Source organism: Amycolatopsis sp. YIM 10 (assembly GCF_009429145.1).
Classification (GTDB): domain Bacteria; phylum Actinomycetota; class Actinomycetes; order Mycobacteriales; family Pseudonocardiaceae; genus Amycolatopsis.
In genome coordinates this window covers 3,493,605-3,517,155 of record NZ_CP045480.1, presented here as the reverse complement: position 1 = coordinate 3,517,155, position 23,551 = coordinate 3,493,605, and the positions used below count along the sequence as shown (strand labels likewise).

The following is a 23,551-nucleotide window of genomic DNA, read 5'->3' as shown; positions in this document are numbered from 1 at the left end:
GAATTCGGTCAGAACGACAAGCCGCCGTCGATTTCGAGGCAGCGGCCGGTGAAGTATTCGCATTCGATGGCGAACCGGACCCCGGCGAAGATTTCGGCGGGCGTGCCCAGCCGTCGTGCCGGGATTTCGTCCACCTGCGCGGAAAGCCGGTCCGGGTCCATCGCGGACAGGATCGGCGTGTCGATGAAGCCGGGCGCGATCGCGGCCGCGCGGATGCCGTGCGGCGCGAGTTCCAGCGCGACGGACCGGGTGAACGCGACCACGCCCGCCTTCGCCGCGGAGTAGTTGCCCTGTCCGGGATTTCCATTGCGGGACACCGAGGAGACGGTGATCAGCACGCCCGGCCGGACGCCGTCGCGCACCATGCGCAACGCGGTTTCCCGCACCGGCAGGAAGGTGCCGGTGAGATCGGTTTCGATCACGGCCCGCCACTGCGCCAGCGGCATCGAGACGAAGTCGCCCTCCCCGATGTCCTTGACCAGCAGGCCGTCGCGGTAGATCCCGGCGAAGTTCACCAGCACGTCCACGCGGCCGAGCCGGGCGAAGGCCGCGTCCACCGCGCTCGCGACCTCACACTCCCTGGTGACGTCGGCTTCCTGAACGAAGATCCGGTCGCCCGCCAGCGAATCCAGCCCTTTCCGATCGCTGTCCACCGCCACCACCTCGGCGCCCGCTTCGGCCAGCCCGAGACAGCACGCCCGGCCGAGTCCGCTCGCGGCACCGGTGACGATGGCCCGGCATTCGGTGACGTCCATCAGCGCCGCTCCGCGGTCCGCCGGGTGATGGCCGCCCGGCGGGCCAGTACCCGGCCGGTCAGCTCCGGCCGGACCGCGGCCTGGTCCCCGTTCGCCAGTAACGCCGCCATGGCCCGGATCGTGGGGTGCCGGAACAGTTCCACGGTCCGCACCGGCCGGCCGAGATCCTCGCGCAACCGCTCCCGCAGGGTGATCAGCGCGAGCGAATTGCCACCGGCCTCGAAGAAGTTCCGGTTCACGCCGACCGGGTGGCCGAGCACCGCCGCCCAGGCCGCCGCGACCCGATCCTCGGCCTCGCTCGCGGGTGGATCTTCTTCCACCGCGACGGGTCCGGCCGCGAGGTCCTGGGTGATCCGCTTGCGGTCGAGCTTCCCGCTCGGCAGCAGCGGCAACACGTCGGCGATGGTGATCCGGTCGGGCACCATGTAACCGGGCAGCAGTTCCCGCAGGTGGGCGCGGAGTCCGGCGGCGTCGGCGGCTTCGCCCGCGCGGAGCGCCACGGCCGCGGCGAGCGAGTCGGTACCGCCACGCAGGACCACCGCGCACGCCTCGCTCACCGCCGGGTGCGCAGACAGAGCCGCCTCGACCTCACCGAGTTCGATACGGGCACCGCGCAGTTTGACCTGGTGGTCCGCGCGGCCGACAAAGAGAATCCGGCCGTCCGGCGCGTGCCGGACCAGGTCGCCGGTGGCGTACATGCGGCGGCCGGGCTCGTCGGTGAACGGATCGGGCAGGAACCGGTCCGCGGTGAGCGACGGCTTGTTCAGGTAGCCGCGGGTGATCCCGGCCCCGCCGAGGTGCAGCTGCCCGACCACGCCCGGCGGCACCGGCCGCAGGTGCGGGTCCAGCACGTACGCCATCGTGTTGTCCATCGGGCGGCCGAGCGGGATGGGTTCACCCGGACGCACCACGTTGAAGAGCGAGAACGTGGTGGTTTCCGTTGGCGCGTACATGTTGTAGATGGTGTCGGCGGTGCCGAGACCGGCGAGTCCGGCGAGCACCGACGGCGGCAGCACCTCACCGTTGGACACGATCGTGCGCGCGGCCGCCGGTACCGCGCCGAGCTTCAGCAGTTCGGCGTGGATCGACGGGACCGCGGTCAGCAGGCTCACCGGGGTGCGCTCGCGCAGGCCGAACGCGTCCTCGGCGATCAGCACGCTCCCGCCGCAGGTCAGCGTGGTGAAGATTTCCCACATCGACACGTCGAAGGACAGCGAGCTGATGAACGGCACCGAGACGAAGGCCGCCGTGCCGAGTTCGCGGTGGGCCCAGGTCAGCAGATTGGTCAGGTTGCGGTGCTCCAGCACGACGCCCTTGGGTCCGCCGGTGGACCCGGAGGTGTAGAGGATGTACGCCGCGTTGCCCGCCTCGACCGGGTACCGCACGCGGTCGACGGGCCCGCCGGTGGCCGGGGGGACCACCGGCGGGCCCATATCCACAGTGGACTCATCGGACTCATCGGACTCATCGGCGATGATCACCACCGGGGCGGCATCCTCCACCATCGCGCGCAATCGCTGCACCGGCAGGTTCCGCTCCAGCGGCAGGTAAACCCCGCCCGCCTTGAAGATGCCGAGCAGCACGGCGAGCAGTTCGGCCGTTCTCGGCAGGCTCACCCCCACCGCGGCCTCCGGAGTCACCCCGAGCGCGTTGAGCTGGTGCGCCACCCGGTTCGCGCGCTCGTCGAGTTCGCGGTAGGTCCACTTGCGATCGCCGTCCACCACCGCGATCGCGGCCGGGGTGCGGTCGGCCTGGTCCTCGACCAGCTCGTGGATGCCACGCCCGGCCGGATACTCCGCGCGGGTGCTGTTCCACGTCACCACCGCCTGCCGGTACTCGGCCTCGTCCGGCAGGATCAGCTCCCCCACCGTGGCCAGCGGATCGGCACCGGCCCGGCGCAGGATCGTCTCCAGCCTGGCCGCCATCGCCTCGATGGTCTCGGAGTCGAACAGGTCCTCCCGGTAGTCGAAGTCCGCGCGCAGGCCGCCGTCGGTCTCGTGCACGGTGATCTCCAGCTCCACCGCGGTGGTCGGCACGGTGAGATAGGCCGCGCGGAACTCGACCCCGGCCGTGACCTCCACCGGCAGCTTGCCGACATAACCGAAGATCACCTGGTGGAACGGGTCGTAGCTGGGATCCCTGGCCACCCCGAGCGCGGGCAGCACCGCGTCGAACGGCAGCTCGCCGTGGGTGTGCGCGTCCAGCACGTCCTCGCGGACCAGGCCGAGCACGTCGGTGAAGGTGAACTCGTCGGAGAGCACGGTGCGCAGCACCACCGGCCGCGTGAGGTAGCCGATGAGCCCGGCCGATTCGGCGCTGTCCCGGCCGGCGAGCGGCACGCCGACCAGCACGTCGTGCGCGCCGTGCTGGCGCAGCAGGACGTCGCAGGCGGCCTTGGTGACCATGAACGCGGTGGCGCGCTTGCGCCGGGCGAACGTCACGAGCGGGCCGGCGACTTCCTGTGGCAGCAACCGGGAATGCCGCACCAGCCGGTGCTCGCTGGTGGCCGGGCGGGCGCACTTGAGCGGCAGTTCCATCGCCTCCGGCGCGCCGGACAGCCGGTCGGTCCAGTACCGCACCGACGCCGGCGGCTGCGCCCGCAGGCACTCGGCGTAGGTCATCGGCAACTCGGGCAGCTCGCGGCCCCGGTACAGCGCGGTGAGTTCGGCCATGAACAGGTGCAGTGACGGGCCGTCGAAGACGATGTGGTGCACGTTCACCAGCAGCCGGTGCGCACGCGGGCCGTGGCGCACGAGCGCGGTCCGGAACAGCGGTCCGTTGGCGAGGTCGAACGGCTCGGCCGCGAACCGCTCCTCGATCGCCGGTTCCACCAAGGGAATCGTGACCGGTCCGGCCGGGTGGACCACGTGCTCGAGCTCCCCGGTGGTGTCGCGGCGGATGCTGCTGCGCAGTGGCGGGTGCCGCCGCACGATCCCGGTGACCGCCCGTTCCAGCGCGGGGACGTCGAGTTCGCCGGTCAGGTCGATGGCGAAGGGGATGCTGTAGAAGGGATCGTCCGGGCGAAGTTCGGCGAGCACCCACAGGCGCCGCTGCGCGGCCGAAAGCGGAATCGTCATACCGGCTCCTCGGTGTGCCTGGTGACTCGGGCGTAGGGCAGCAGAAGCGCGCCGGCGATCAGCACCAGCGCCGCACCGGCGATGACCACCGAGGCGGCCACCCCGACGCCGACCGCCAGCACCCCGCCGATGGCCACCCCGATCAGGGTCAGGCCGTAGGTCGTGGTGTTCAGCAGGCCGACACCCCGGCCGCGCAGGTGCTCGGGCAGGTCGCCGAGCAGCGTGTTCGCCGCGGGCACCTGGTAGAGACTCGCGAACAGCCCGGCGACCAGGCACCACGGCAGCACCGCGGCGATGCCGACGCGGGCCCACAGCCACTGCGTGGGAGCGAGCAGGAGCAGCGCCACGCCGAACGCCGCGATCGCCACCACCAGCAGCGTGTTCGGCGCGCGGTACCGCCGGATCAGCATGGGCCCGAGCAGCGCGCCGAGCACCGAGCCCACCGCCAGGCTCGCCTGCGCGAACCCGTACCCGGCGGCGGGCAGGTCGAACACGGTCAGCAGCTCGGCGTTGAAGTTCGTGGTGAACAAGCCGAACACCGCGGTCGCCGGAATCAGCGCGACAAAAACGAAGCGCAGCGACGGGATCGCCAGCACGCCACGGATCCCGGTGCCCAGCGAGCGCCAGTACGGCTCGCGGGTGCCGGTCGCCGACGGCACGTGCCGCAGCACGGTCAGGCTTCCCAGCAGCAGAGCCGAAACTCCGAAGGTGGCCGCGTCGATGGCCAGCACCAGCCCGGTCCCGGCGAAGGTGAGCAGCAGTCCGCCGACGGCGGGCCCGACCAGCTGGATGGTCTGGTAGGTGCTCTGGAACAACGCGATCGCGGTCGGCAGGCTCTTGCCCGCGACGATCGTCGGCACCGCGGCGATCCGCGCGGTCTCGAAGAACGCCGTGCCCACGCCGGAAAGCAGGATCAGCGCGAGCAGCGTCCAGATCGAGTCGGTGAAGAAGATCATCGAACCGACCACCAGCGAGCGCGTGAGATCGGCGGTGACCAGCACGGCCCGCTTCGGCAGCCGGTCGATCAGCGGACCGGCGAAGGCGCCGAGCGCGCCCTGCGGCAGCAGCTGCGCGAACACCACCACGGCGATCATGCTCGGGCTGCCGGTCAGCTGGGCGGTGACGTAGATGAGCGTGATCCGGGTCATCGCGTCGCCGAGGAAGGAGACCACCACGGCGAGCCAGTAGCGGATGTAGACCGGGTCGCGCAGCAGCTCAAGCATCCGCGACTCCGGGCAGGCAGGCGTCCACGGCCGCGGCGACCTCGGCGACGCGCGGCTCGCGCATCATCGTGTAGTGGTTGCCACCGACCAGCCGGACGTCGAACCCGCCCGCGGCCAGCGGACGCCAGCTGGTGAACAGCGCCGGGTCCTCTTCGCGCGCCTGGATCAGGGTGATCGGCCCGCGCATCGGCGTCGGCCGGTAGCGCCAGGACAACCGGAGGTTGGCGGTCCACAACCCGAGAAAGGCATTCATCTGCTCCCGGCCGGCGTCCTGCGGCAGGTAGTCGCCCCGGCGCGCCAGCATCAGCAGGTAGTCGAGTTGCTCGTCGTCGGTCAGCGCGGCGAGTTCGTCCAGCGACTTCAGGTCGTCGGTGCGGTCCCACTGGAGGTTGAGCGCGAGCCCTTCGACGATCGCCGCGCGACCGGGGTCCTCGTCGTCGGCCATTTCCTCGGGGCCGTAGGCGTCCAGCAACAGCAGCGAAACCTGTTCTCCCCGCGCTTCCAGCGATCGGGCGATGGCGAACGCGTTGATCCCGCCGTAGCACCAGCCCGCCAGCAGGTACGGTCCGTTCGGCTGGACCTCGCGCATCAAGTCCGCATAGGCCGCGGCACGTTCCTCGAAATCCGCGAAGCCCGCGTCCGGTTGCGCCGGGGCCGCGATCGCGTACAACGGCCGTCCCGCCAGCAGTTTCGCGAACGGCATGTAGCAGACGACCTCGCTGCCCGCCGGATGTGCGAAGAACAGCGGTGTGCCCGCTCCCCCGGCCTTGATCTCCACCAGGTGTTCGCGTTCCTGTGGCCGGTAGCCCTCGCGCAGCATGTGCGCGAACCGCTCGACCGTGGCGCCCTGGAAGATCGCCGCCATCGGCAGTTCCTGGCCGAAGCGGCGTTCGATCTCCGCCATCAGCCGCAGCACCAGCAGGGAATGCCCGCCGAGATCGAAGAAGCGGTCGCGCAGGCCGACCGGCCGGACCCCGAGCACCTCCTCCCACACCTGGGCGACCTCCAGCTCGACCGGATCGCGGGGCGGGGTGTAGTCGCCGGTGCGCCGGGCGGGCGGGGCGGGCAGCGCCTTGCGGTCGATCTTGCCGCTGGTGGTCAGCGCGAACTCGGTCACCGGCACGAACGCCGACGGGATCATGTACTCGGGCAGGAAGGTCGCCAGGTGCGCGCGCAGTTCCTCCGGTGTCGCCTCACCGCGGGTGTAGGCCACCAGCCGCCGGTCGCCGGGCCGGTCCTCGCGGATCACCGCCACCGCCTGGCGCACACGCGGATGCGCGGCCAGCCGGGTTTCCACCTCACCGAGTTCGATGCGGTAGCCGCGCAACTTGACCTGCCCGTCGTCGCGGCCGAGGAAGTACAGATTCCCGTCCGCGGCGAACCGGACCTGGTCGCCGGTGCGGTACAACCGCGCGCCCGCCCGGCCGGAGAACGGATCGGGCACGAACCGCCCGGCGGTCAGTTCCGGGCGACCCCGGTAGCCGCGCGCCACCCCGGCTCCGCCCAGGTACAGCTCGCCCGGCATGCCGATCGGCACCGGTTCGAGGTCTTCGCCGAGCACGTAGACCTCGGTGTTGGCCAGCGGCCTGCCGATGGAGATCCGCTCGGTGCCGGTGTCCATCGGCTTGGCCGTGGACCAGATCGTGGTTTCGGTTGGCCCGTACACGTTCCAGGTCCGGCTGGTGACCAGCTCGGCCGCCAGCGACGGCGGCAGCGGTTCGCCGCCGGTGATCACCCGCAGGCCGCGGTCGTTGCGCCAGCCAGCTTCGAGGAGCAGCTGCCACGCGCTCGGGGTCGCCTGCATGACCGTGGCGCCCGCGTCGTCGAGCAACGCGGCGAGGCGGCGGCCATCGCGGATCTCCGCGGTCCGCGCCAGGACCACGCGCCCGCCGGTGATCAGCGGCGCGTACAGCTCGAACCCGGCGATGTCGAAGGACACCGAGGTGACCGCGACGAGCGCGTCGTCCGGTTTCAGCGCGATCTCCCCCGCCAGCGACCGGACCAGGTTGACCAGGCCGCCCCTGGTCACCTCGACGCCCTTCGGCTTGCCCGTCGAGCCCGAGGTGTAGATGACGTAGGCGAGGAAATCCGGTGGTACGACGGGAAGTTCGTCAAGCGGCTCGGCGGTGGCTCGCATCGTTTCCTCGGTGACCACCAGCAGCGCCCCGGCGTCGGCGGTCATCGCCGCGCGTCGTTCCGCCGGGTGCGCCGGGTCGAGCGGCAGGTACGCGGCCCCGCTCAGCAACACGCCGAGCAGCGCGACGAGCAGCTCCGGTGAGCGGTCGAGGCACACCGCGACGACCGTCTCCGGCCGCGCGCCGCGTTCACGCAGGTGACCCGCCAGCCGGAGCGCGCGGTCCAGGAGTTCCGCGTAGGTCAGGGATTCCTCCCCGCAGACGACCGCGATGGCGTCCGGCGTGGACAGTGCCTGTCGTCGGACGAGTTCCTCGACACCGACCGCGGTCAGACCGTCCACTGTGGTCCGGTTCCAGTCGCGCAGCACCAGCTCGACCTCGTCCGGACCGGCCAGCGACAGCTCGCGCAGCCGCGGTTCCGGGTCGACCGCCACCTGTTCCAGCAGCCGTTCGAGGTGCCGCCACATCCGGGCGATGGTCTCTTCGGTGAACAGGTCGGTGTTGTACTCGAACAGGCCGAAGAAGTGGTCGGCCACCGCCTCCTCGTCCCAGACGCACAGCATGCAGTCGTCCTTGGCGGTGTGGTTGTCGAAGGTCAGCTGCTCGACTTCGAGCCCGTGCATGGGCACCGCCGGCTCGTTGAAGTCGACGAAGATGAACGACACCTGGTAGACGGGGTTGCGGCTGGGATCGCGTTCGATGTCCAGCTCGTCGAGCAGCGCGCCGAACGGCGTGTCGTGGTGAGCGAACGCGCCGACCATGGTCGCCCGGGTGGCCGCGATCAGCTCGCGGAAGGTCTGCTCCGGCGTCACCGTGGTGCGCAACGGCAGCATGGTCAGGAAGTACCCGGCGATCGGCTCCAGTTCCGGGCGGCTGCGGGTCGACGACGTGGTGCCGACGATGAGGTCCTCTTCGCCGGTGTACCGGTGCAGCAACGCGTACCACGCGGCCAGCAGCGTCACGTTCACCGTCACGCCTTCGCGGCGGGCCAGCGCCTTCAGCCCGAGCGTCAGCTCACGGCTCATCCGGAACCGGTAGCGCGCGCCGTTGAACGTCTGCACCGGCGGGCGCGGGTGGTCGGGCGGCAGTTCGAGCACCATCGACGCCCCGGCGAGCCGGTCGGTCCAGTACGGGATCTGCCGCCGGTGCAGCTCCTCGCGCAACCAGAGCGGCTGCCATTCGGCGTAGTCGGCGTACTGGATCTCCAGTGGCGGGAAGCCGGGCTCGGCACCGGTGGCGAACGCGTTGTACAACCGCACCAGATCGCCTTCGAACATGCCGGTGACCCCGCGGTCCCACACCAGGTGGTCGACCACGACGACCATCACGTGCTCGCGCTCGGAGAGCCGGAACAGCGTCACCCGCATCGGCGGGCCGTGCACGATGTCGATCGGCACGCTCGCTTCCTCACCGGCCAGCCGGTGCGCGTCGGCCAGGTCGCGCGCGACGGCGTGGCGGATCTTGATCGGCAGCTCGTCGTGTATCACCTGCACCGGGCGCAGGCCGTCGGTTTCGAAGGTGGTGCGCAGGGCTTCGTGCCGGGCGGCGAAGGCGTTCACCGCCCGTTCCAGCGCGTCGATCGACAACTCGCCGGCCAGCCGGGCGCCGAAGTGCACGTTGTAGACCGGGTCGGCCGGGTCGAACTGGTGGATCAGCCAGATCCGCTCCTGGTCCACGCTCAGCGGGACGCGGTTCGCGCGCTCGCGCTTCGGTACCCGGTTCAGCCGGTTCAGCTCCGCGCTCTGCGCGCGCAGCTTGGCGTCCAGCAGCGCCCGCTGCTCCGGGGTGAGCCGGGCGAGGCGGCCGGCGAGGTCGGTCATGCCCGCTCCCCGCTGTACCGCGCCCGGAGTTCGTCGAGGTACCGCAGCCCGCCGAGCACGGTGTCCGGTTCGAGGCCGAAGTCGACCAGGCAGGCGACCTCGTCCACGCCGATGTCGACCAGGTCCTCGACCAGGGTTTCGCACTTGCCCGGCGTGCCCATCAGGGTGATCGTGGCGAAGTAGCGCTCGAAGCTGGCGGCCAGCATGGCCTCCCGCTCCTCCTCGTTGAGCGGGCTGAACTCCCCGCCGGTGCCGTCCTGCTGGGACAGGAAGTTGCGCAGGTACCCGATCAGCGGCGCCCGGACCAGTTCCTTGACCTCCGCGTCGGACGGGCCGAGAAAGGTGTGCGCCATCGCGGATACCTTGCCCAGCGCCGGATCGCGCCCGGCTTCGGCCAATGCGGTGCGGTAGGCGGTGATCTTCTCGCCGAGATCGCTCAGCCGCTGCGCGACCAGCCCGGTCAGCACGTGCGCGCCCACCTCGCCCGCCCGCCGGAAGGTGTCGATGCTGCCCTGCGAGGAGATCCACATCGGCAACTGCGGCTGCAACGGCCGCGGCAGCGTCCGCACGCCGACCACGTTGCCCTCCGGTCCGGTCAGCTCGACGGTTTCCCCGGCCCACAGCCGCCGGATCGTCTCGATCGCGGCGAACATCTCGTCCTTGCGGCCCTGGTAGCGCTCGGGTGCCAGCACGAAGTCGTCCGGATGCCAGCCCGAGGCGCAGGCGATCCCGGTACGCCCGCCCGAGAGGTTGTCCACCATCGCCCACTCCTCGGCGATCCGGACCGGGTGGTGCAGCGGCACCACCACGCTGCCCGCCCGGATCTGGATCCGCTCGGTCCGCGCGGCCAGTGCCGCCGCCAGCACCGAGGGATTCGGGTAGAGGCCGCCGAAATCGACAAAATGCCGTTCCGGCACCCAGATCGCGGTGAAGTCGTGCGCGTCGGCGTACTCGGCGCAGTCCAGCAGCAGCCGGTACTTGCCGTGGCCGCTGCCCGTGCCGTCACCGGAGAAGAAGAACAGGGTGAAGTCCATCGTGCTCGTCGGCCGTCGCGGGCGGGAGCGCGGTGCCCGCGACGCGGCCCGGTGGGTGGTGTCAGTCATGCGAACCTCCGCTGGTTGCCGTGCTGCTCTCGACGCCGCTCTCGACCTCGCCGAGCAGGGCCTCGAGGGTCGCGGGATCGACGCCCGCGGCCTGGTGGGCGCGGATCGCGACAGCCACTTCGGCCACCGTCGGCGCCTCGAAGATCACGCTCATCGGCAACTGGCCGTACCGCTGCCGCAACCGCGAGACGATCTGGATGGCGCTCAGTGAATTGCCGCCAAGCTCGAAAAAGTCGTCGTCGGGACCGAAGTCGTCGATGCCGATCACCTCGTGCCAGACCTCGGCGACCTCGCGGACGAGTGCGTCTTCGGGCCAGGCGCGACCGGGCTCCCACGCCGGTTCGGGGACCGGCTCGGCTTCGGCGACCGGGTGGGGCGCCTCTCCCGGTTTCGGCAGCAGGTGGTGTTCGCGCTGGAAGGGGTAGGTGGGCAGGGAAACCCGGCGGCCGTGGCCGAACGCCGTCCAGTCGACGGAAACCCCGTGGCGCCACAGGGCGGCCAGCCCCTCGGTGACCGAACGCGCTTCCTCGACGGCGCCGTTCTTGCTCCGCCGCAACAGGGTTACCGCGTCGGCGCGCCCGTGTACCAGTCCGCTCAGCGCGTTCCCCGGACCGGCTTCGACGAACACCGCGTCGCTGAGTCCGAGTGCGGTGGTGACCCCGTCGGCGAACCGGACCGGCGCGCGGGTGTGCCTCGCCCAGTAGTCCGGGTCGGCGGCCTGGTCCGCGGTGATCCAGTCACCGGTCACATTGGACAGGAACGGAATGCGTGGCGCGCCACGGGTGACCGCGCCGACCGCCTCCCGGATGCCGGGCAGCGCCGGGTCCATCATCGCCGAGTGGAACGCGTGCGAGGTCCGCAGCTCGCGGACCGCGATGCCGTCGGCAGCCAGTTTTTCCCGCGCCTGCTCGATTTCCTCGGCCGTACCGGAGATCACCGTCGACTCCGGGCCGTTCAGCGCGGCCAGGTTCAGCTCTCCGCCGAGCGCCTCCGGCCCGGCCGCGACCGCCAGCATCCGCCCGGCGGGCAGGTCCGCCATCAGCCGGCTCCTGGCCGACACCACGGCGAGCGCGTCCGGCAGTGAGAACACCCCGGACAGGCAAGCGGCCACGTACTCACCGAGGCTGTGCCCGAGCATCGCGTCCGGCTGGATCCCCCACGACATGAGCAGCCGCGCCAGCGCGTAGTCGACGCAGAACACGGTGGCCTGCGTGTGCTCGGTCCGGCGCAGCGATTCGGCCGAGCCGGTGAAGGCCGCCTCCCGCACGTCCCAGCCGAGCAGGTCCGCGCATTCGTCCATAGTGGACCGGAACACCGGCTCGGCGCGGTACAGCTCCGCGCCCATGCCCGGGTACTGGCTCGACTGGCCGGGGAACAGGAACACCACCCTGGGTTCGGTGCTCTTGGCGGTACCGGTCACCGCCGGTGCTCCGGTGCGGTCGCGGCAGACGATGGTCCGGCGGTGCCGGAAAGCGGTGCGGCCGACCTGGAGCGTGTAAGCCACATCGGACAGTTCGGCCTCCTGGTTTTCTTCGAGGTGACGCAGGAGCCGGTCGGTCGCGGCGTCCAGCGCGGCCGGGGTGCGCGCGGACAGCGGCAGCACCTGCCAGCCCCGGCGCGGCGGCGCCGCCCGCTCGGTCCGCGGCGCCGCTTCGAACACGAGGTGCGCGTTGGTGCCGCCGATGCCGAACGAACTCAGCCCGGCCCGTGACGGCTGGTCCCGTTCCGGCCACGGCGTTCCGGTGGCGGCCACTCGGAACGGCGTGTCGGCCAGCGACATCTCCGGATTGGGCGCGGTGTAGTTCAGCGTCGGCGGGAGGTACCGCCGGTCCAGCGCCAGTGCCAGCTTGATCACCCCGGCCACGCCCGCCGCCACGTCGGCGTGCCCGATGTTGGACTTCACCGAGCCGAGCAGGCACCGCTTCGCGCTCGCGCCGAAGGCCGTGCTCAGCGCGCGGACCTCGATCGGGTCGCCCAGCCTGGTCGCGGTGCCGTGGGCCTCGACGTACTGGATGGTGGCGGGGTCGGCACCGGCCACGGCGAGGGCTTCGGCGATCACCGCGGCCTGCCCGTCCGGGGAGGGCGCGGTGATGCCGACCTTGGCGCGGCCGTCGTTGTTCACCGCCGAACCCAGCAGCGCGGCGTAGACGTGGTCCCCGTCGGCCACCGCTTCGTCGAGCCGTTTGAGCACCACCACGCCGACGCCGTCCCCGGCGACGGTGCCCGCCGCCTCGGCGTCGAACGGGCGGCAGTGGCCGTCCGGTGAGGAGATGTCGCCCTCGGCGTAGGTGTAACCGCGGGGCTCGAGGAACCGGACCGCGGCGCCACCGGCCAGCGCGAGATCGGACTCGTGCAGCAGCAGGCTCTGCGCGGCCAGGTGGATCGCGACCGCGGACGAGGAGCAGGTGGTCTGCACGGTCATGCTCGGCCCGCGCAGGTCCAGGTGGTACGACGCCTGCAGCGCGAGCATGTCCAGGTCGTTGCCGATGGCCACCTGCATCGGGTGGAACCGGTCGCCGTCGCCGATCCGCTCGGCGCGGTACCGCGTGGTCGAGGCACCGGCGAACACGCCGATCCGGCCGGGGAAGGCCGACGGCACGTAACCCGCGTCCTCCAGCGCCTGCCACGAACCCTCCAGGAACAGGCGCTGCTGCGGATCGGTCAGTTCGGCCTCGGCCCTGGTGAAACCGAAGAAATCCGCGTCGAACTCGGCCGGGTGGTCCAGGACGCCCGCGGCGGGCACGAACGCGGGATCGGCCTCCACGACGAGTTCTTCGGGGGTGAAGTGCCGGATGCCCTCCTCGCCGCCGGCCAGCAGGCGCCAGAACTCTTCGAGGTCCGCCGCCCCGGGAAAGCGCGCGCTCATCCCGATCACGGCCACGTGCTCGCTCACGATGCCTCCTTGATCCTGGCGGCGAAGGTGCGGACGGTCGGCTGGTCGAACAGCAGGCGCAGGGTGGCCGGTACGCCGAGCCGGTTCCGCAGTTCGGCGACCACCTGCGCGGCCAGCAGCGAATGCCCGCCCAGCTCGAAGAAGTCGTCGTCGATGCCGACCAGGTCGAGGCCGAGCACGTCCGCCCAGATCCGGGTGAGCGTTTCCTCCAGGTCGGTGGTCGGCTCGGCGTACGGCTCGGCGAGTTCGGGGCGCTCGGTCTCCGGTGCGGGCAGTGCGCGCCGGTCGACCTTGCCGTTGGCGGTCAGCGGCAGCCGGTCCAGCCGCACGTACCCGCTCGGCAGCAGGTATTCGGGCAGCTTCCCGGCGAGATGACCGCGCAGCTCCGCCGCGCTCGGGCCGTCGACCGCGCCGTTGACCCAGTACGCGGTCAGGCGCTGGGAACCCGACTCGTCGGGATGGGCGAGCACGGCGGCGGCACTGACCGACGGGTGCGCGTTCAGCGCGGCCTCCACCTCACCGATCTCCACCCGGTGCCCGCGGATCTTGACCTGCGCGTCGGCCCGGCCGAGGAAGCACAGGTCGTCCGCACCGGCCGCACGGGCGAGATCACCGGTCCGGTAGCACCGCGTGCCCGTGCCGTGCGGATCGGGCAGGAAGCGTTCGGCGGTCAGGGCGGGCCTGCCGAGATATCCCCTGACCACCCCGGCGCCGCCCACGTGGATCTCGCCCTCCGGGGCCTCTTCCCCGTCCGGGCCGAGCAACCGCACGGACAGGTCGGGCAGGGCGCGGCCGATCATGCTGCCCGGCGCGGTCGCGGGATCGGCCGGGGTGAGCGGGCGGTGGGTGACGTGCACCGTGGTCTCGGTGATGCCGTACATGTTGACCAGCGAGGTGCCGGGATGCCGGGCGAACCACGGTTCGAGCAGGCCGAACGGCAGCACGTCACCGCCGAAGACCACCAGCCGCAGTGCGAGCGCGCCGGGCAGGCCGCGTTCGTCCTCGGCGACGAGCTGGCGGAACGCGCCCGGCGTCTGGTTGAGCACGGTGACGCCTTCCTCGCACAGCAGGGCGGCGAACCGCTCGGGTGCGCGAGTGACGTCGCGGGGCACCACGACCAGCCGTCCGCCGTGCAGCAGCGCGCCCCACAACTCCCACACCGAGAAGTCGAAGGCCACCGAGTGGAACAGCGTCCACACGTCGTCCTGGCCGAACCGGAACAGGCCGGCGGTGCTGGTGAACAGCCTGGTCACGTTGCGGTGCTCGACCATGACGCCCTTGGGCTCGCCGGTCGATCCGCTGGTGTACATCAGGTAGGCCAGGTTCTCCGGCCGGACACCGGTTTCCGGCGCGGTTTCCGGATAGCCGTCCAGTTCGGCGCGGGCGAGATCCACTGTGTCCACCATGGACGGCGCGCCGAACGATCGGTCCACGTCGTCGGTGATCAGTACGGGTGCCGCGGCGTCGGCCAGCAGCCTCGCCAGGCGGTCGTCGGGATGAGCCGGGTCGAGCGGCAGGTACGCGCCGCCCGCCTTGAGCACCGCGAGCAACGCGAGCACCAGGCGTGGCGAACGTTCGGCGCACACCCCCACCAGCACCTCGGGCCCCACCCCGAGCGAACGCAGGTGCCGGGCCAGCCGGTTGGCGCGCTGGTCGAGTTGCCGATAGGTCAGGGTGTCCCGGCCCGAGCCCACCGCGACCGCATCACCGCGGAGCGCGGCCTGCCGCGCGAACCACTCGTGGACGCATTCACTCAACGGGAATCCTCCTTGATGGTGCCGCGCAGGGTGTGCTCGAAGTCGTCGAGCACGGCCGTCGCGGTTTCCGGGGTGAACCGGTCGCTGTCGTACTGCAGCGTTGTCTTCAGTTCGGGCCCGGTCACCTCGACGACCAGGCTGAGCGCGAACTGGGCGGCGTTCTGTGGCCAGCCGAGTTCGTAACCCACCTCGATGCCGGGGAGTTCGGGCAACTCGCGCGCGTCGAGAAAGCTGAACATCACGCGGAACAGCGGCATGAAGTCGCGTGGCCGTCGCCGCGGGCCGAACTCCTCGACGAGCCGGTCGAACGGCAGGTCCTGGTGGGCGAACGCGCCGAGCGTGTCCGCGCGCACAGCCGCGAGAAGATCGGCGAAGTCCGGGGCGCCGGACAGGTCGGCGCGCACCGGCACCATGTTGATCAGGCAGCCGACCACGTTCCGCAGTTCGGGCGCGGTCCGCCCGGCGATCGGTGTGCCGACGAGGACTTCGTCGGCACCGGTCCACCGCGCCAGCTGGCGCTGGAACGCGGCGAGCAGCGTCATGTACAGCGTGACCCCGTGCCGACGGCTCAGCGCCCGCAGCTCGCCCACCAGCGCGGCGTCGATCCCGCGCACCACGACGGCACCGTGGAACCCGTCCGGCGAACCCGTTTTGTCGTACGGGAGTTCCAGCGCGGGCACCTCCGTGCCGAGCGCGTTCCGCCAGTACGCCAGCAGGTCTTCGAGCGCTTCGCCACGCAGCCATTCCCGTTGCCAGATCGCGTGGTCAGGGCACTGCAGGGTGACCGGCGCGAGCGACTTGCCCGCGTACAGCTCGCCCAGTTCGCGGAGCACGATGTCGAGCGACCACGCGTCGATCACGATGTGGTGGAAGACCAGGAGCAGGCGGTGCTCGTCCTCGCCGAGCCGGATCAGCCTCGCCCGCACCAGCGGCCCGGTGGCCAGGTCGAACGGCGCGTTCGCGTCCTCGATGGCCAGGCGGTCCGGATCGCCGGGCAGATCTGTCCACTGTAGATCGATGCGGAGTTCGTCCGCGACGACCTGGTGCGGCCTGCCCCGCGGGGACGGGAACGTGGTGCGCAGCCCCTCATGTCGCGCGATCACCGCGTTCAAGGCGTCGCCCAGCGCCCACCGGTCCAGCTTTCCCCTGAGCGACAGGGTGATCGGCACGTTGTACCGCGAGCTGCCCGGCTCGATCTGGTCCATGAACCACAGCCGCTGCTGCGCGAACGACAACGGGATGGACTCCGGCCGTTCCCGCGGCCCCGGTGCCGTGCCGCGCTCGTCGCCGAGGTGGGCCGCGAGTGCCCGCGGATTCGGCCCGGAGAGCAACGCGCGCAACGGGAGCCGGCTGCCGAGCACCTCGTTGACCCGGGCGGTCAGCCGGGTCGCGCGCAGCGAATCACCACCGAGCGCGAAGAAGTCGTCGTCGGGACGGACCCGCGGAACTTCCAGCACATCGGCGAAGATCTCGGTCAGCACCTCTTCGACCGGGGTCGCGGACACGGCGGGTTCGGCGTTCACCTCCGGTACCGGCGCGGCACGCAACGCGGCTCGGTCGACCTTTCCGTTGGCCGACAAGGGAAGTGCGTCCAGCGTGACGAAGTCCGGCGGCACCATGTAGTCCGGCAGGCTCTGGTGCAGGAACGCGCGCAGGTCCACCGCGGCGAGGCGCTTCCCCTGCTCTGGGACGACGTAGGCGACCAGCCGCCGCCCGCCGTCCCGTTCGGTGGCGACCACGGCAGCCGTCCGCACCGCCGGGTGCTCCTTGAGCCGCGCTTCGACTTCCCCGATTTCGACGCGGAAACCCCGGATCTTGACCTGACCGTCGATGCGCCGCACGAACTCCAGCACGCCGTCCGGGCGCCGCACCACGTGGTCGCCGGTCCGGTAGAGCCGGGTGCCCTCGCCGGACGGGTCCGGCACGAACCTTTCCGCGGTCAACTCCGGCCGTCCCAGATAACCGATGCCCACTCCGGCGCCACCGAGGTACAGCTCGCCGACCGAACCCGGGGCGACCGGTTCGCCGTGCTCGTCCAGCACGTGGACCTCGGTGCCCGCGACCGGCGCGCCGATCGGCAGGATGCCGTCACCATCGGGTGGTCCGGTCAGGTCGAACCAGGTGGCGAAGGTGGTCGTCTCGGTCGGCCCGTACACGTTGATCAGGCGCTCCGGAGGCCGTGCCCGCCACAGCTCCCGCACGCGGCCCGCTTCGAGGGCTTCCCCGCCGACGATCAGTTCCCGCAGCGAGCCGAAGGTATCCGGCTTCCGCCGCACCACCGCGTAGAACGCCGAGGTGGTCATGAACATCACGGTGACCCCGTCGCGGCGCAGTTCGGCGGCCAGGGCGTCCGGATCGACCATCACCTCCTTGGCCAGCACGACCACGCTGCCGCCGTTCAGCAGCGGGCCCCAAAGCTCGAAGGTGAGCGGGTCGAAGGAACAGCTGGAACCCTGCGCGACCCGGTCCTCCGGCGTCAGGCGCAGGTAGTTCGTGCCGCACACCAGCCGCACCACGGATCGGTGCGCGGTGAGCACGCCCTTGGGCCGTCCGGTCGAGCCGGAGGTGTAGAGCACGAACGCCGGCGCCTCGGCGGAAGTCGTGCCGCCCAGGCGTTCCCGCGGTCGCCGGTCGATCTCCGCGCGATCCCGGTCGAGATCGGCCACCTGCCCGCGGACGACCAGCCCCCGGTTGCGCTCGTTGGTCACCAGCACGGAAACCCCGGCGTCACCGGCCATGTAGGCCAGCCGCTCCGGCGGGTACTCGGGGTCGAGCGGTACGTAGACCCCGCCCGCCTTCAGCACGGCCAGCACGGAAATCGCCACATCGGCGGAGCGTTCGAGGCAGATGCCCACGCGCACCCCGGGGCCGGCGCCGAGCCCGCGCAGGTGGTGGGCGAGCCGGTTCGCGGCCTCGTCCAGCTCGCGGTAGTTCAGGCGCAACCCGGCGAACTCCACCGCGGGTGCTCCGGGGTGCTGATCCACTCGCCGTTCGAACAGCTCGTGCACACCCGTCATCAGACCGACGCCTTCCGCGGTTCGTTCTCGCGGTCACCGCGGCGTTCCAGGCTTTCCGCGAAGGACTGCCACGAGTTCGCGCACCGGCGCGCGGCCTCGGCGACCGCCTCCGCGCGATGGCTCGGCACGCTCGCCGCCAGGCGCGCCCAGTCCTGCGCGTCCGGCGGATGCAGGTTCAGCAGGCGGAGTACCGCACGGCCGCATTCGCTGTGCCGCATCGACGGGTCGTTGGTCAGATCGGTCACGGTCACCGGCGGGCACTGGGGCGACCGCCGGTGCGCCCGCGTTCCCGGTGGCAGCGGATCTTCCCCGCGGCGCATGCGTTCCCGCACGTCGCGGGCGGTCGCCAGTGCGATGCCCGCGCGCGACGCGATGGTCCGCAGCGAGGCGTCCGGCTCGGCCAGTATCACCTCGCGCGCCCGTCTTCGCCCGGCCGCGGCATCGAGTGAGCGGACCCGGCCGTCCTGCCCGACCCGATCGTTCAACCGGGGAAGCGCGCCGGTTGAACGCCGCCGGATGGCGCCGACCGTCTTCGGCGAAACCCCGGCCACCGAAGCGATCGCGCGATCCGACCACTGCGGGAACCCGTCCAGGATGCGCGCGGCGGCGGCCTTGCGATCGGCCTGGCTCAGCGGCAGGCCGTGCGTGGTGTTCAGCTTCACCGCCAGCAGGAACGCCTCCTGGTCGGTGCCGTCGAACAACACCGCGCTGATCTTCTCCGCGCCCCGCGCCCTGGCCGCGTGCAGCCGGTGCATGCCGTCGATCACCTGCAGCGTCGACCGGCGGACGACGATCGGCGGCAGCGGCTCGTCCAGCTCCGCCAGCGCCCGCACGTGCTCCTCGGACTCCCCTTCACCGCGTGGTGAGTCGGCGGGCAGCAGCAGCCCGACCCTGATCATCGTCACCGCACCGGGATCGTCGAGCGCGCATTCCGCCGCTCCGGTTATCGACCACACCGACATTCGGACTCTCTCCCCCTTGCGAGAATCGCCCAGCGCACAACCGAAAATCGAGCTTGACCGAGCCCCCCGAACGCGCCCCAGTGAACAACCGGTCCCGAGCGCGGGCAATCACCCAACCGGGTCAACGCCGCTACCGGCCAATGACCAGAGGAGATCAAATTCCCGTTGCGCGGCAAGGAAAGGCCCTGTCCAGCCGAACAGGGTCACGCCGTTTTCCCGATCATTCCGCCAGATTCAGGAACAAGTTGCTGAACCCACGGTAAGTGCGATTGCGCCCCCAGCGAACCGAACGCACCGACGCACCGGGAAAACGCCGTGCGAATCGGCACAGCAGGGTGGCCGCGGTCAGCCTCGCCAGCGGCGCGCCGATGCAATAGTGCATGCCGTGACCGAACGCGACGTGATCGACGCGACCGGTGCTTTCGTGCGCCCGCGGGTGTTCCGGTGTCTCCATCCCGGACCGGGGATCCTGGCCGGTCAGGGAGACCAGCACCAGATCGCCCTTCGCGATCGGGCAGCCGCCCAGTTCGAGGTCCTCGCCCGCCACCCTCGCCACGTGCCCGATCGGCGGGTAGAGCGCCAGCACGCGTTCCACCACGCCCTTCGCCCCCGCCTCGGTCAGCGACCCGGCGAGATCGTTTTCGAGCAGGTACCACAACGAGAAACCCGCCAGGCGAGTCGTGGTTTCCAGGCCACCGAACAACAGGATGGACGAGGTCGCCAGCCGCTCGGCGTCGCTGCCGTGCGCGGTCATCCAGACGCCTTCACCGTTGTCCGGCGCGGTACGGATGAACTCCGCCATTTCCCGCAGGGCGCGTTGCGCCCGCACCGCGTTGTCCCGGCGGTACGACGCGGCGAGAAAATCCGCGAGGGCTTCGGCCCAGCCTCGCAGCGTCGCGTCATCACTTCCGGGCAGTCCCAGCAGATGCGCGATCGTGCGCGCCGACACCACGCTGGCCAGTTCCTCCACCGCGTCGTGCTCCGGTGAACTCGCGAACCTCTCCAGCGCCTCGTCGACGATTTCCTCGACCACGTCCTGGAACCGGCGGATGCGGGCTGCCGAGAACATCGGCTGCACCGCCCGCCTTGCCGTTGTGTGCGCCGGACCATCGAGCAGCACGAACCAGCCGCGCAGGGTCTCGATCAGTTCGGCGCATTGCTCGTGCATATCCGCCGGGAGGAACGTCAGGTTGGCCGCGTCCAGGTACTGCGAGGACAACCCCGGTTCCTGGAACGCGGCCAGCGCGACCTCGTGCCCCCAGGACACCCAGTACCCCAGCGCGTCGTCGTAACGAACTCCGGACTTCCCGTTCTCCGCCACGCGGATCAGGCTAGGACCGGAAGCACGGACCGTCGAGAAGTGCGAACTACGCCGCCGTCCGGATGATCTCGACCAGACTCGCGAAGCTGTCGCTGCCGTGCCCGGCATCGATCGCGCGGCGGGTCAGGGTGCGCACGGCGGTGGCGATCGTGTCGTCGAGGCCGAGTTCCCTGGTGGTGTCGACGAGGTGGTCCATCAGCGGTGCGTCGAGTTCCAGCCATTCGCCGTCACCGGGATACCGGCCCCGGTCGAGCTGACCGGCGTAGTCGGTGGCGACCTCACTGATCGTTCCAGCGAGCCAGCCGGTGAGCATCGGGGCCACCTCGGCCGCGCGAATTCCCGCGGTGCCCAGCAAAGCGGCGGTCTGCACGAATCCGGCGAGGGTGGCCCAGGCGAGGTTGAGCAGCGCGAGGTCGTAGAGCGCGGCGGTGCCGGGATCGGGACCGAGGTACACGGCCTTGCCCAAAGCGCCGAGCCGCTCGCGGTGCCGCTCGAAGACCTCCGGCGATCCACTGTAGACAATTATGGTCGCGGGATCGCCCACGTGCTCGGGATGCGCCATCAGCGCACCGTCCAGGTACCGGCCGCGTGCGGCCAGCTCGCGTGCCTGCGCGCTGGTACCCGAAGTCAGGTTGACCACGTCCCGGCCCACTGGCTGTTCGGCGAGCGCGGCTTCGGCGGCGGCGTAGTCCTCGGCGCACACCAGTACGAGGTCGTGCACTCCGGCGGGGGCGGCGGCGAGCGCGTCACGCAGTGCCTGCGCGCGCGGACCGGCACCGATCACGATGTCCATGCCGCCGAACCTACACGATGTAACCTACAAAATGTAGGTTCAGTGCGGGAGCAAGCCGAGCACCACCGCGACCGCGGCGGAAATGGCCTTGGTGCGCGAGATCCGGCCCGCCAGCGCGGCCGCGGCGAGTCCGTCGACCGCGCTGTGGATCGCGATCAGCGCGGCCAGGTCACGCCGCCGGGACAGCTTGGCGTGCGGCCGGAGGGCGCGCTCGAACTCGTCGAGGTAGACCGCCTGCGATTCGTCGCGGAAAGCCCGGGTCTCCTCCGTGGCGGCCAGCGCCGCGCCCACTTCGGCGCACCCGGCGCCTTCCGCGAGCACGGCGTCGACGTACGCGGCGGCCAGGATCCGCGCGACCTCCTCCAGCGAGCCGCCCGCCCCGGCCGCCGAAGCCCGCATCCGCTCGATCAGCCGCTGGTCGAAATCCCGGTACATCGCCATCAAGAGGCCTTCGCGGGTACCGAAGTGCTCGTAGACCACCGGCCGCGTCACCCCCGCCGCCTCGGCGAGGGTGACCAGGGTCAGCGCGGCCGTGCCCCGCGTGCGGCTGATTTCGAAGGCGCGCTCGATCAGGAACCGGCGGCGGTCCGCCTTGGCCATCCGGGTCGCGGTCATCCACGCAGGGTAGTGGCGACCCGCGAACGCTGGAGCAGCCAGACGAAGTACGGCACGCCGATCAGCGCGGTCATCAGCCCGGCGGGCAGCTGCGACGGGGCGATCACCGTGCGGCCAACGGTGTCCGCGAGCCCGACCAGCAGCGCGCCGAGCAACGCGGCCACCGGCAGCACCCTGGTGTGCCGCCGCCCGACGATCGCGCGGGCCGCGTGCGGGGCGACCAGCCCGACAAAGGCGACCACGCCGATCCCGGCGACCGCGCTGCCGGTCAGCAGCACCGCGCCGACGAGCAGCAGCAACCGCGACCGCGGCACGGGCACACCCAGCACGCGCGGGGTCTCGTCGTCCAGCGAGAGCAGGTCCAGCTCACCCCGCGCGCGGACCAGCAACGGCACCACCAGCAGGATCGCCAGCGCCATCGGCACCAGGTGCGCGAACGAGCGCCCGTAGGTCGATCCGCCGAGCCAGGTCAGCGCCTTGGCCTCGTTCCACGGATCCGACAGTGTGATCAGCAGCGTCACCAGCGCCTGCGTCCCGGCCTGCATGCCGAACCCGATCAGCACCAGCCGTTCGCTGGCCAGCCCGCCCCTGGCCGCCAGCGCGAACACCACCGCCATGGCCACGGCCGCGCCGATCCCGGCGAAACCGGCCTGGGTCCAGAACCCGACCCCGGACACCAGCGTGATCACGGTGACCGCGCCGAGCCCGGCACCACCGGAAACACCGATGACCCCGGGTTCCGCCAGCGGGTTGCGCGCCACCGCCTGGACCACCGCGCCGGCCAGCGCGAGCGAGGCGCCGGCGAGGAAGGAGGCGGCCACCCGCGGCACCCGGTTCTCCATCACGCCGCTGACCAGCGGACCGGCTTGCCCGGTCACCCAGTTGACCACGTCGCCGAGCAGCAGTTTGGTGTCGCCAAGCAGTACCGAGCCGACGAGCGCGGCGATCGCCGCCACCACCAGCACGCCGACGATCACGCGGTAACGCGGGCCGGACACCCCGGCCCGCGCGTGCGCCGAGGGCGGTTCCGCCGCCGTGGTGGCCACCCGGATGTTGCGGGCCAGCACCATCAGGAACACCGCGCCGAGCACGGTGGTCACCACGCCGGTGGGCACTTCGAGCGCGCCCTGCGAGCCGATCAGCGCCCGCAGCAGCACGTCCGCGCCGAGCAGCAGGGCCACGCCCATCGCCGCGGACACCGGGAGCAGCGCCGCGTGCCGGTGCAGGCCGGGCACCACGTTCGAGAGCAGGCGGACCAGCGCGGGCGCGGCGAGGCCGACAAAGCCGATCGGCCCGGCGATGGTCACCGCGGTGGCGGCCAGCAGCACGGCCAGCGCGATGGTGGCGAACCGGATCCGTCCCACGTGGACACCGAGGGTGCGCGCGTGGTCGTCGCCGAGGTACATCAGGTCCAGCCGCCGCGACAGCAGGAGCAGCAGGAGCAGTGCCGCGCCGACCACCGGCCCGAGCGTGCGGACACCGTCGAGCCCGTTCTGCCCGAGCGAGCCCGCGCCCCAGGCGAACAGGCCGCGGGTTTCCTCCGAGAACAGCAGCAGGAGCACCCGGGTCGCCGAGATCATCGCGAGCGCGATCGCGGTGCCCGCCAGCACCAGCCGCACGATCCCCTGCCCGCCGGTGCCCGCCAGCGCGAGCACCAGCAGTGCCGCGCCCAGCCCACCGGTGAACGCCACGCCCGCCGCGCCCAGCAGCGGGAGCGAGAGGCCCACCGAGGCCACCGCGACGATGGCCAAGTGCGCACCGGCGTCCACGGCGAGTGTGTCCGGTGATGCCATCACGTTGCGCGCCACCGACTGCAGCGCCGCGCCCGAAACCCCGAGCGCGACGCCGACCACGAGCGCCGCGGCCAGCCGCGGCAGCCTCGATTCGAGCACGACGGCCGCGGTGTCCTCGGTTTCGGCGCCGAAGACCATGCGCAGCACGTCCCACGGGTCCAGGTTCGCCGTGCCTTGAGTGAGGTGCACTGCCGAGCCGAGTGCGACGAGCACGCCGAGCCCGACCACGAGCAGGGCGAGCCTGGACCGCCCGAGCGTCTTTTCCACCGTGTCGTCGATGTCGTCGG

At 71.4% G+C, this 23,551-nt stretch carries 13 protein-coding genes; all 13 read right to left on the bottom strand.

Annotated features, from left to right (window positions below; translation table 11 throughout):
- Positions 1–8: 8 nt before the first annotated feature.
- Complete coding sequence (locus tag YIM_RS17095) at positions 9–755, bottom strand: SDR family oxidoreductase (RefSeq protein ID WP_153031298.1); 747 nt, start codon at positions 753–755, stop codon at positions 9–11.
- Positions 755–3,832, bottom strand: coding sequence for a non-ribosomal peptide synthetase (locus tag YIM_RS17090; protein ID WP_153031297.1), 3,078 nt, complete (start codon positions 3,830–3,832; stop codon positions 755–757). Before YIM_RS17090 ends, YIM_RS17095 begins: the two co-directional genes overlap by 1 nt.
- On the bottom strand, positions 3,829–5,055 hold the full coding sequence (locus YIM_RS17085; protein ID WP_153031296.1) for an MFS transporter: 1,227 nt from the start codon (positions 5,053–5,055) through the stop codon (positions 3,829–3,831). The genes YIM_RS17090 and YIM_RS17085 overlap by 4 nt, the downstream gene beginning before the upstream one ends.
- Positions 5,048–9,010: an amino acid adenylation domain-containing protein gene (locus YIM_RS17080; RefSeq protein ID WP_153031295.1), complete on the bottom strand. Its 3,963-nt coding sequence runs from the start codon at positions 9,008–9,010 to the stop codon at positions 5,048–5,050. Before YIM_RS17080 ends, YIM_RS17085 begins: the two co-directional genes overlap by 8 nt.
- Positions 9,007–10,113, bottom strand: a complete 1,107-nt coding sequence (locus YIM_RS17075; protein WP_228004791.1) for a MupA/Atu3671 family FMN-dependent luciferase-like monooxygenase — start codon at positions 10,111–10,113, stop codon at positions 9,007–9,009. Before YIM_RS17075 ends, YIM_RS17080 begins: the two co-directional genes overlap by 4 nt.
- The gene (locus YIM_RS17070; protein ID WP_153031294.1) at positions 10,106–13,006 is read right to left on the bottom strand and encodes a type I polyketide synthase; all 2,901 of its coding nucleotides are present in this window, start codon (positions 13,004–13,006) and stop codon (positions 10,106–10,108) included. Before YIM_RS17070 ends, YIM_RS17075 begins: the two co-directional genes overlap by 8 nt.
- A complete protein-coding gene (locus YIM_RS17065; RefSeq protein WP_153031293.1) occupies positions 13,003–14,763 on the bottom strand; it encodes an amino acid adenylation domain-containing protein in 1,761 nt (586 codons plus the stop codon). Before YIM_RS17065 ends, YIM_RS17070 begins: the two co-directional genes overlap by 4 nt.
- Complete coding sequence (locus YIM_RS17060) at positions 14,760–17,780, bottom strand: non-ribosomal peptide synthetase (protein WP_153031292.1); 3,021 nt, start codon at positions 17,778–17,780, stop codon at positions 14,760–14,762. The genes YIM_RS17065 and YIM_RS17060 overlap by 4 nt, the downstream gene beginning before the upstream one ends.
- Entirely contained in the window at positions 17,780–18,742 is a 963-nt protein-coding gene (locus tag YIM_RS17055) for a ParB/RepB/Spo0J family partition protein (protein ID WP_153031291.1), read from the bottom strand. Before YIM_RS17055 ends, YIM_RS17060 begins: the two co-directional genes overlap by 1 nt.
- A 220-nt stretch (positions 18,743–18,962) precedes the next feature.
- Positions 18,963–20,063, bottom strand: a complete 1,101-nt coding sequence (locus YIM_RS17050) for a cytochrome P450 (RefSeq protein WP_194240182.1) — start codon at positions 20,061–20,063, stop codon at positions 18,963–18,965.
- 46 nt (positions 20,064–20,109) lie between these two features.
- The gene (locus tag YIM_RS17045) at positions 20,110–20,856 is read right to left on the bottom strand and encodes an NAD(P)-dependent oxidoreductase (protein WP_153031289.1); all 747 of its coding nucleotides are present in this window, start codon (positions 20,854–20,856) and stop codon (positions 20,110–20,112) included.
- Between the two features lie 39 nt (positions 20,857–20,895).
- The gene (locus YIM_RS17040; protein ID WP_228004790.1) at positions 20,896–21,471 is read right to left on the bottom strand and encodes a TetR/AcrR family transcriptional regulator; all 576 of its coding nucleotides are present in this window, start codon (positions 21,469–21,471) and stop codon (positions 20,896–20,898) included.
- A complete protein-coding gene (locus YIM_RS17035; RefSeq protein WP_255462956.1) occupies positions 21,468–23,531 on the bottom strand; it encodes an iron ABC transporter permease in 2,064 nt (687 codons plus the stop codon). The genes YIM_RS17040 and YIM_RS17035 overlap by 4 nt, the downstream gene beginning before the upstream one ends.
- Positions 23,532–23,551 lie beyond the last annotated feature (20 nt).

Excerpts from the sequence above, each read along its gene's own strand:
- YIM_RS17055 (WP_153031291.1), bottom strand. The coding sequence starts at position 18,742 with ATGTCGGTGTGGTCGATAACCGGAGCGGCGGAATGCGCGCTCGACGAT.
- YIM_RS17085 (WP_153031296.1), bottom strand. The coding sequence starts at position 5,055 with ATGCTTGAGCTGCTGCGCGACCCGGTCTACATCCGCTACTGGCTCGCC.
- YIM_RS17040 (WP_228004790.1), bottom strand. The coding sequence starts at position 21,471 with ATGACCGCGACCCGGATGGCCAAGGCGGACCGCCGCCGGTTCCTGATC.
- YIM_RS17075 (WP_228004791.1), bottom strand. The coding sequence starts at position 10,113 with ATGACTGACACCACCCACCGGGCCGCGTCGCGGGCACCGCGCTCCCGC.
- YIM_RS17045 (WP_153031289.1), bottom strand. The coding sequence starts at position 20,856 with ATGGACATCGTGATCGGTGCCGGTCCGCGCGCGCAGGCACTGCGTGAC.
- YIM_RS17080 (WP_153031295.1), bottom strand. The coding sequence starts at position 9,010 with ATGACCGACCTCGCCGGCCGCCTCGCCCGGCTCACCCCGGAGCAGCGG.
- YIM_RS17095 (WP_153031298.1), bottom strand. The coding sequence starts at position 755 with ATGGACGTCACCGAATGCCGGGCCATCGTCACCGGTGCCGCGAGCGGA.
- YIM_RS17090 (WP_153031297.1), bottom strand. The coding sequence starts at position 3,832 with ATGACGATTCCGCTTTCGGCCGCGCAGCGGCGCCTGTGGGTGCTCGCC.
- YIM_RS17060 (WP_153031292.1), bottom strand. The coding sequence starts at position 17,780 with ATGACGGGTGTGCACGAGCTGTTCGAACGGCGAGTGGATCAGCACCCC.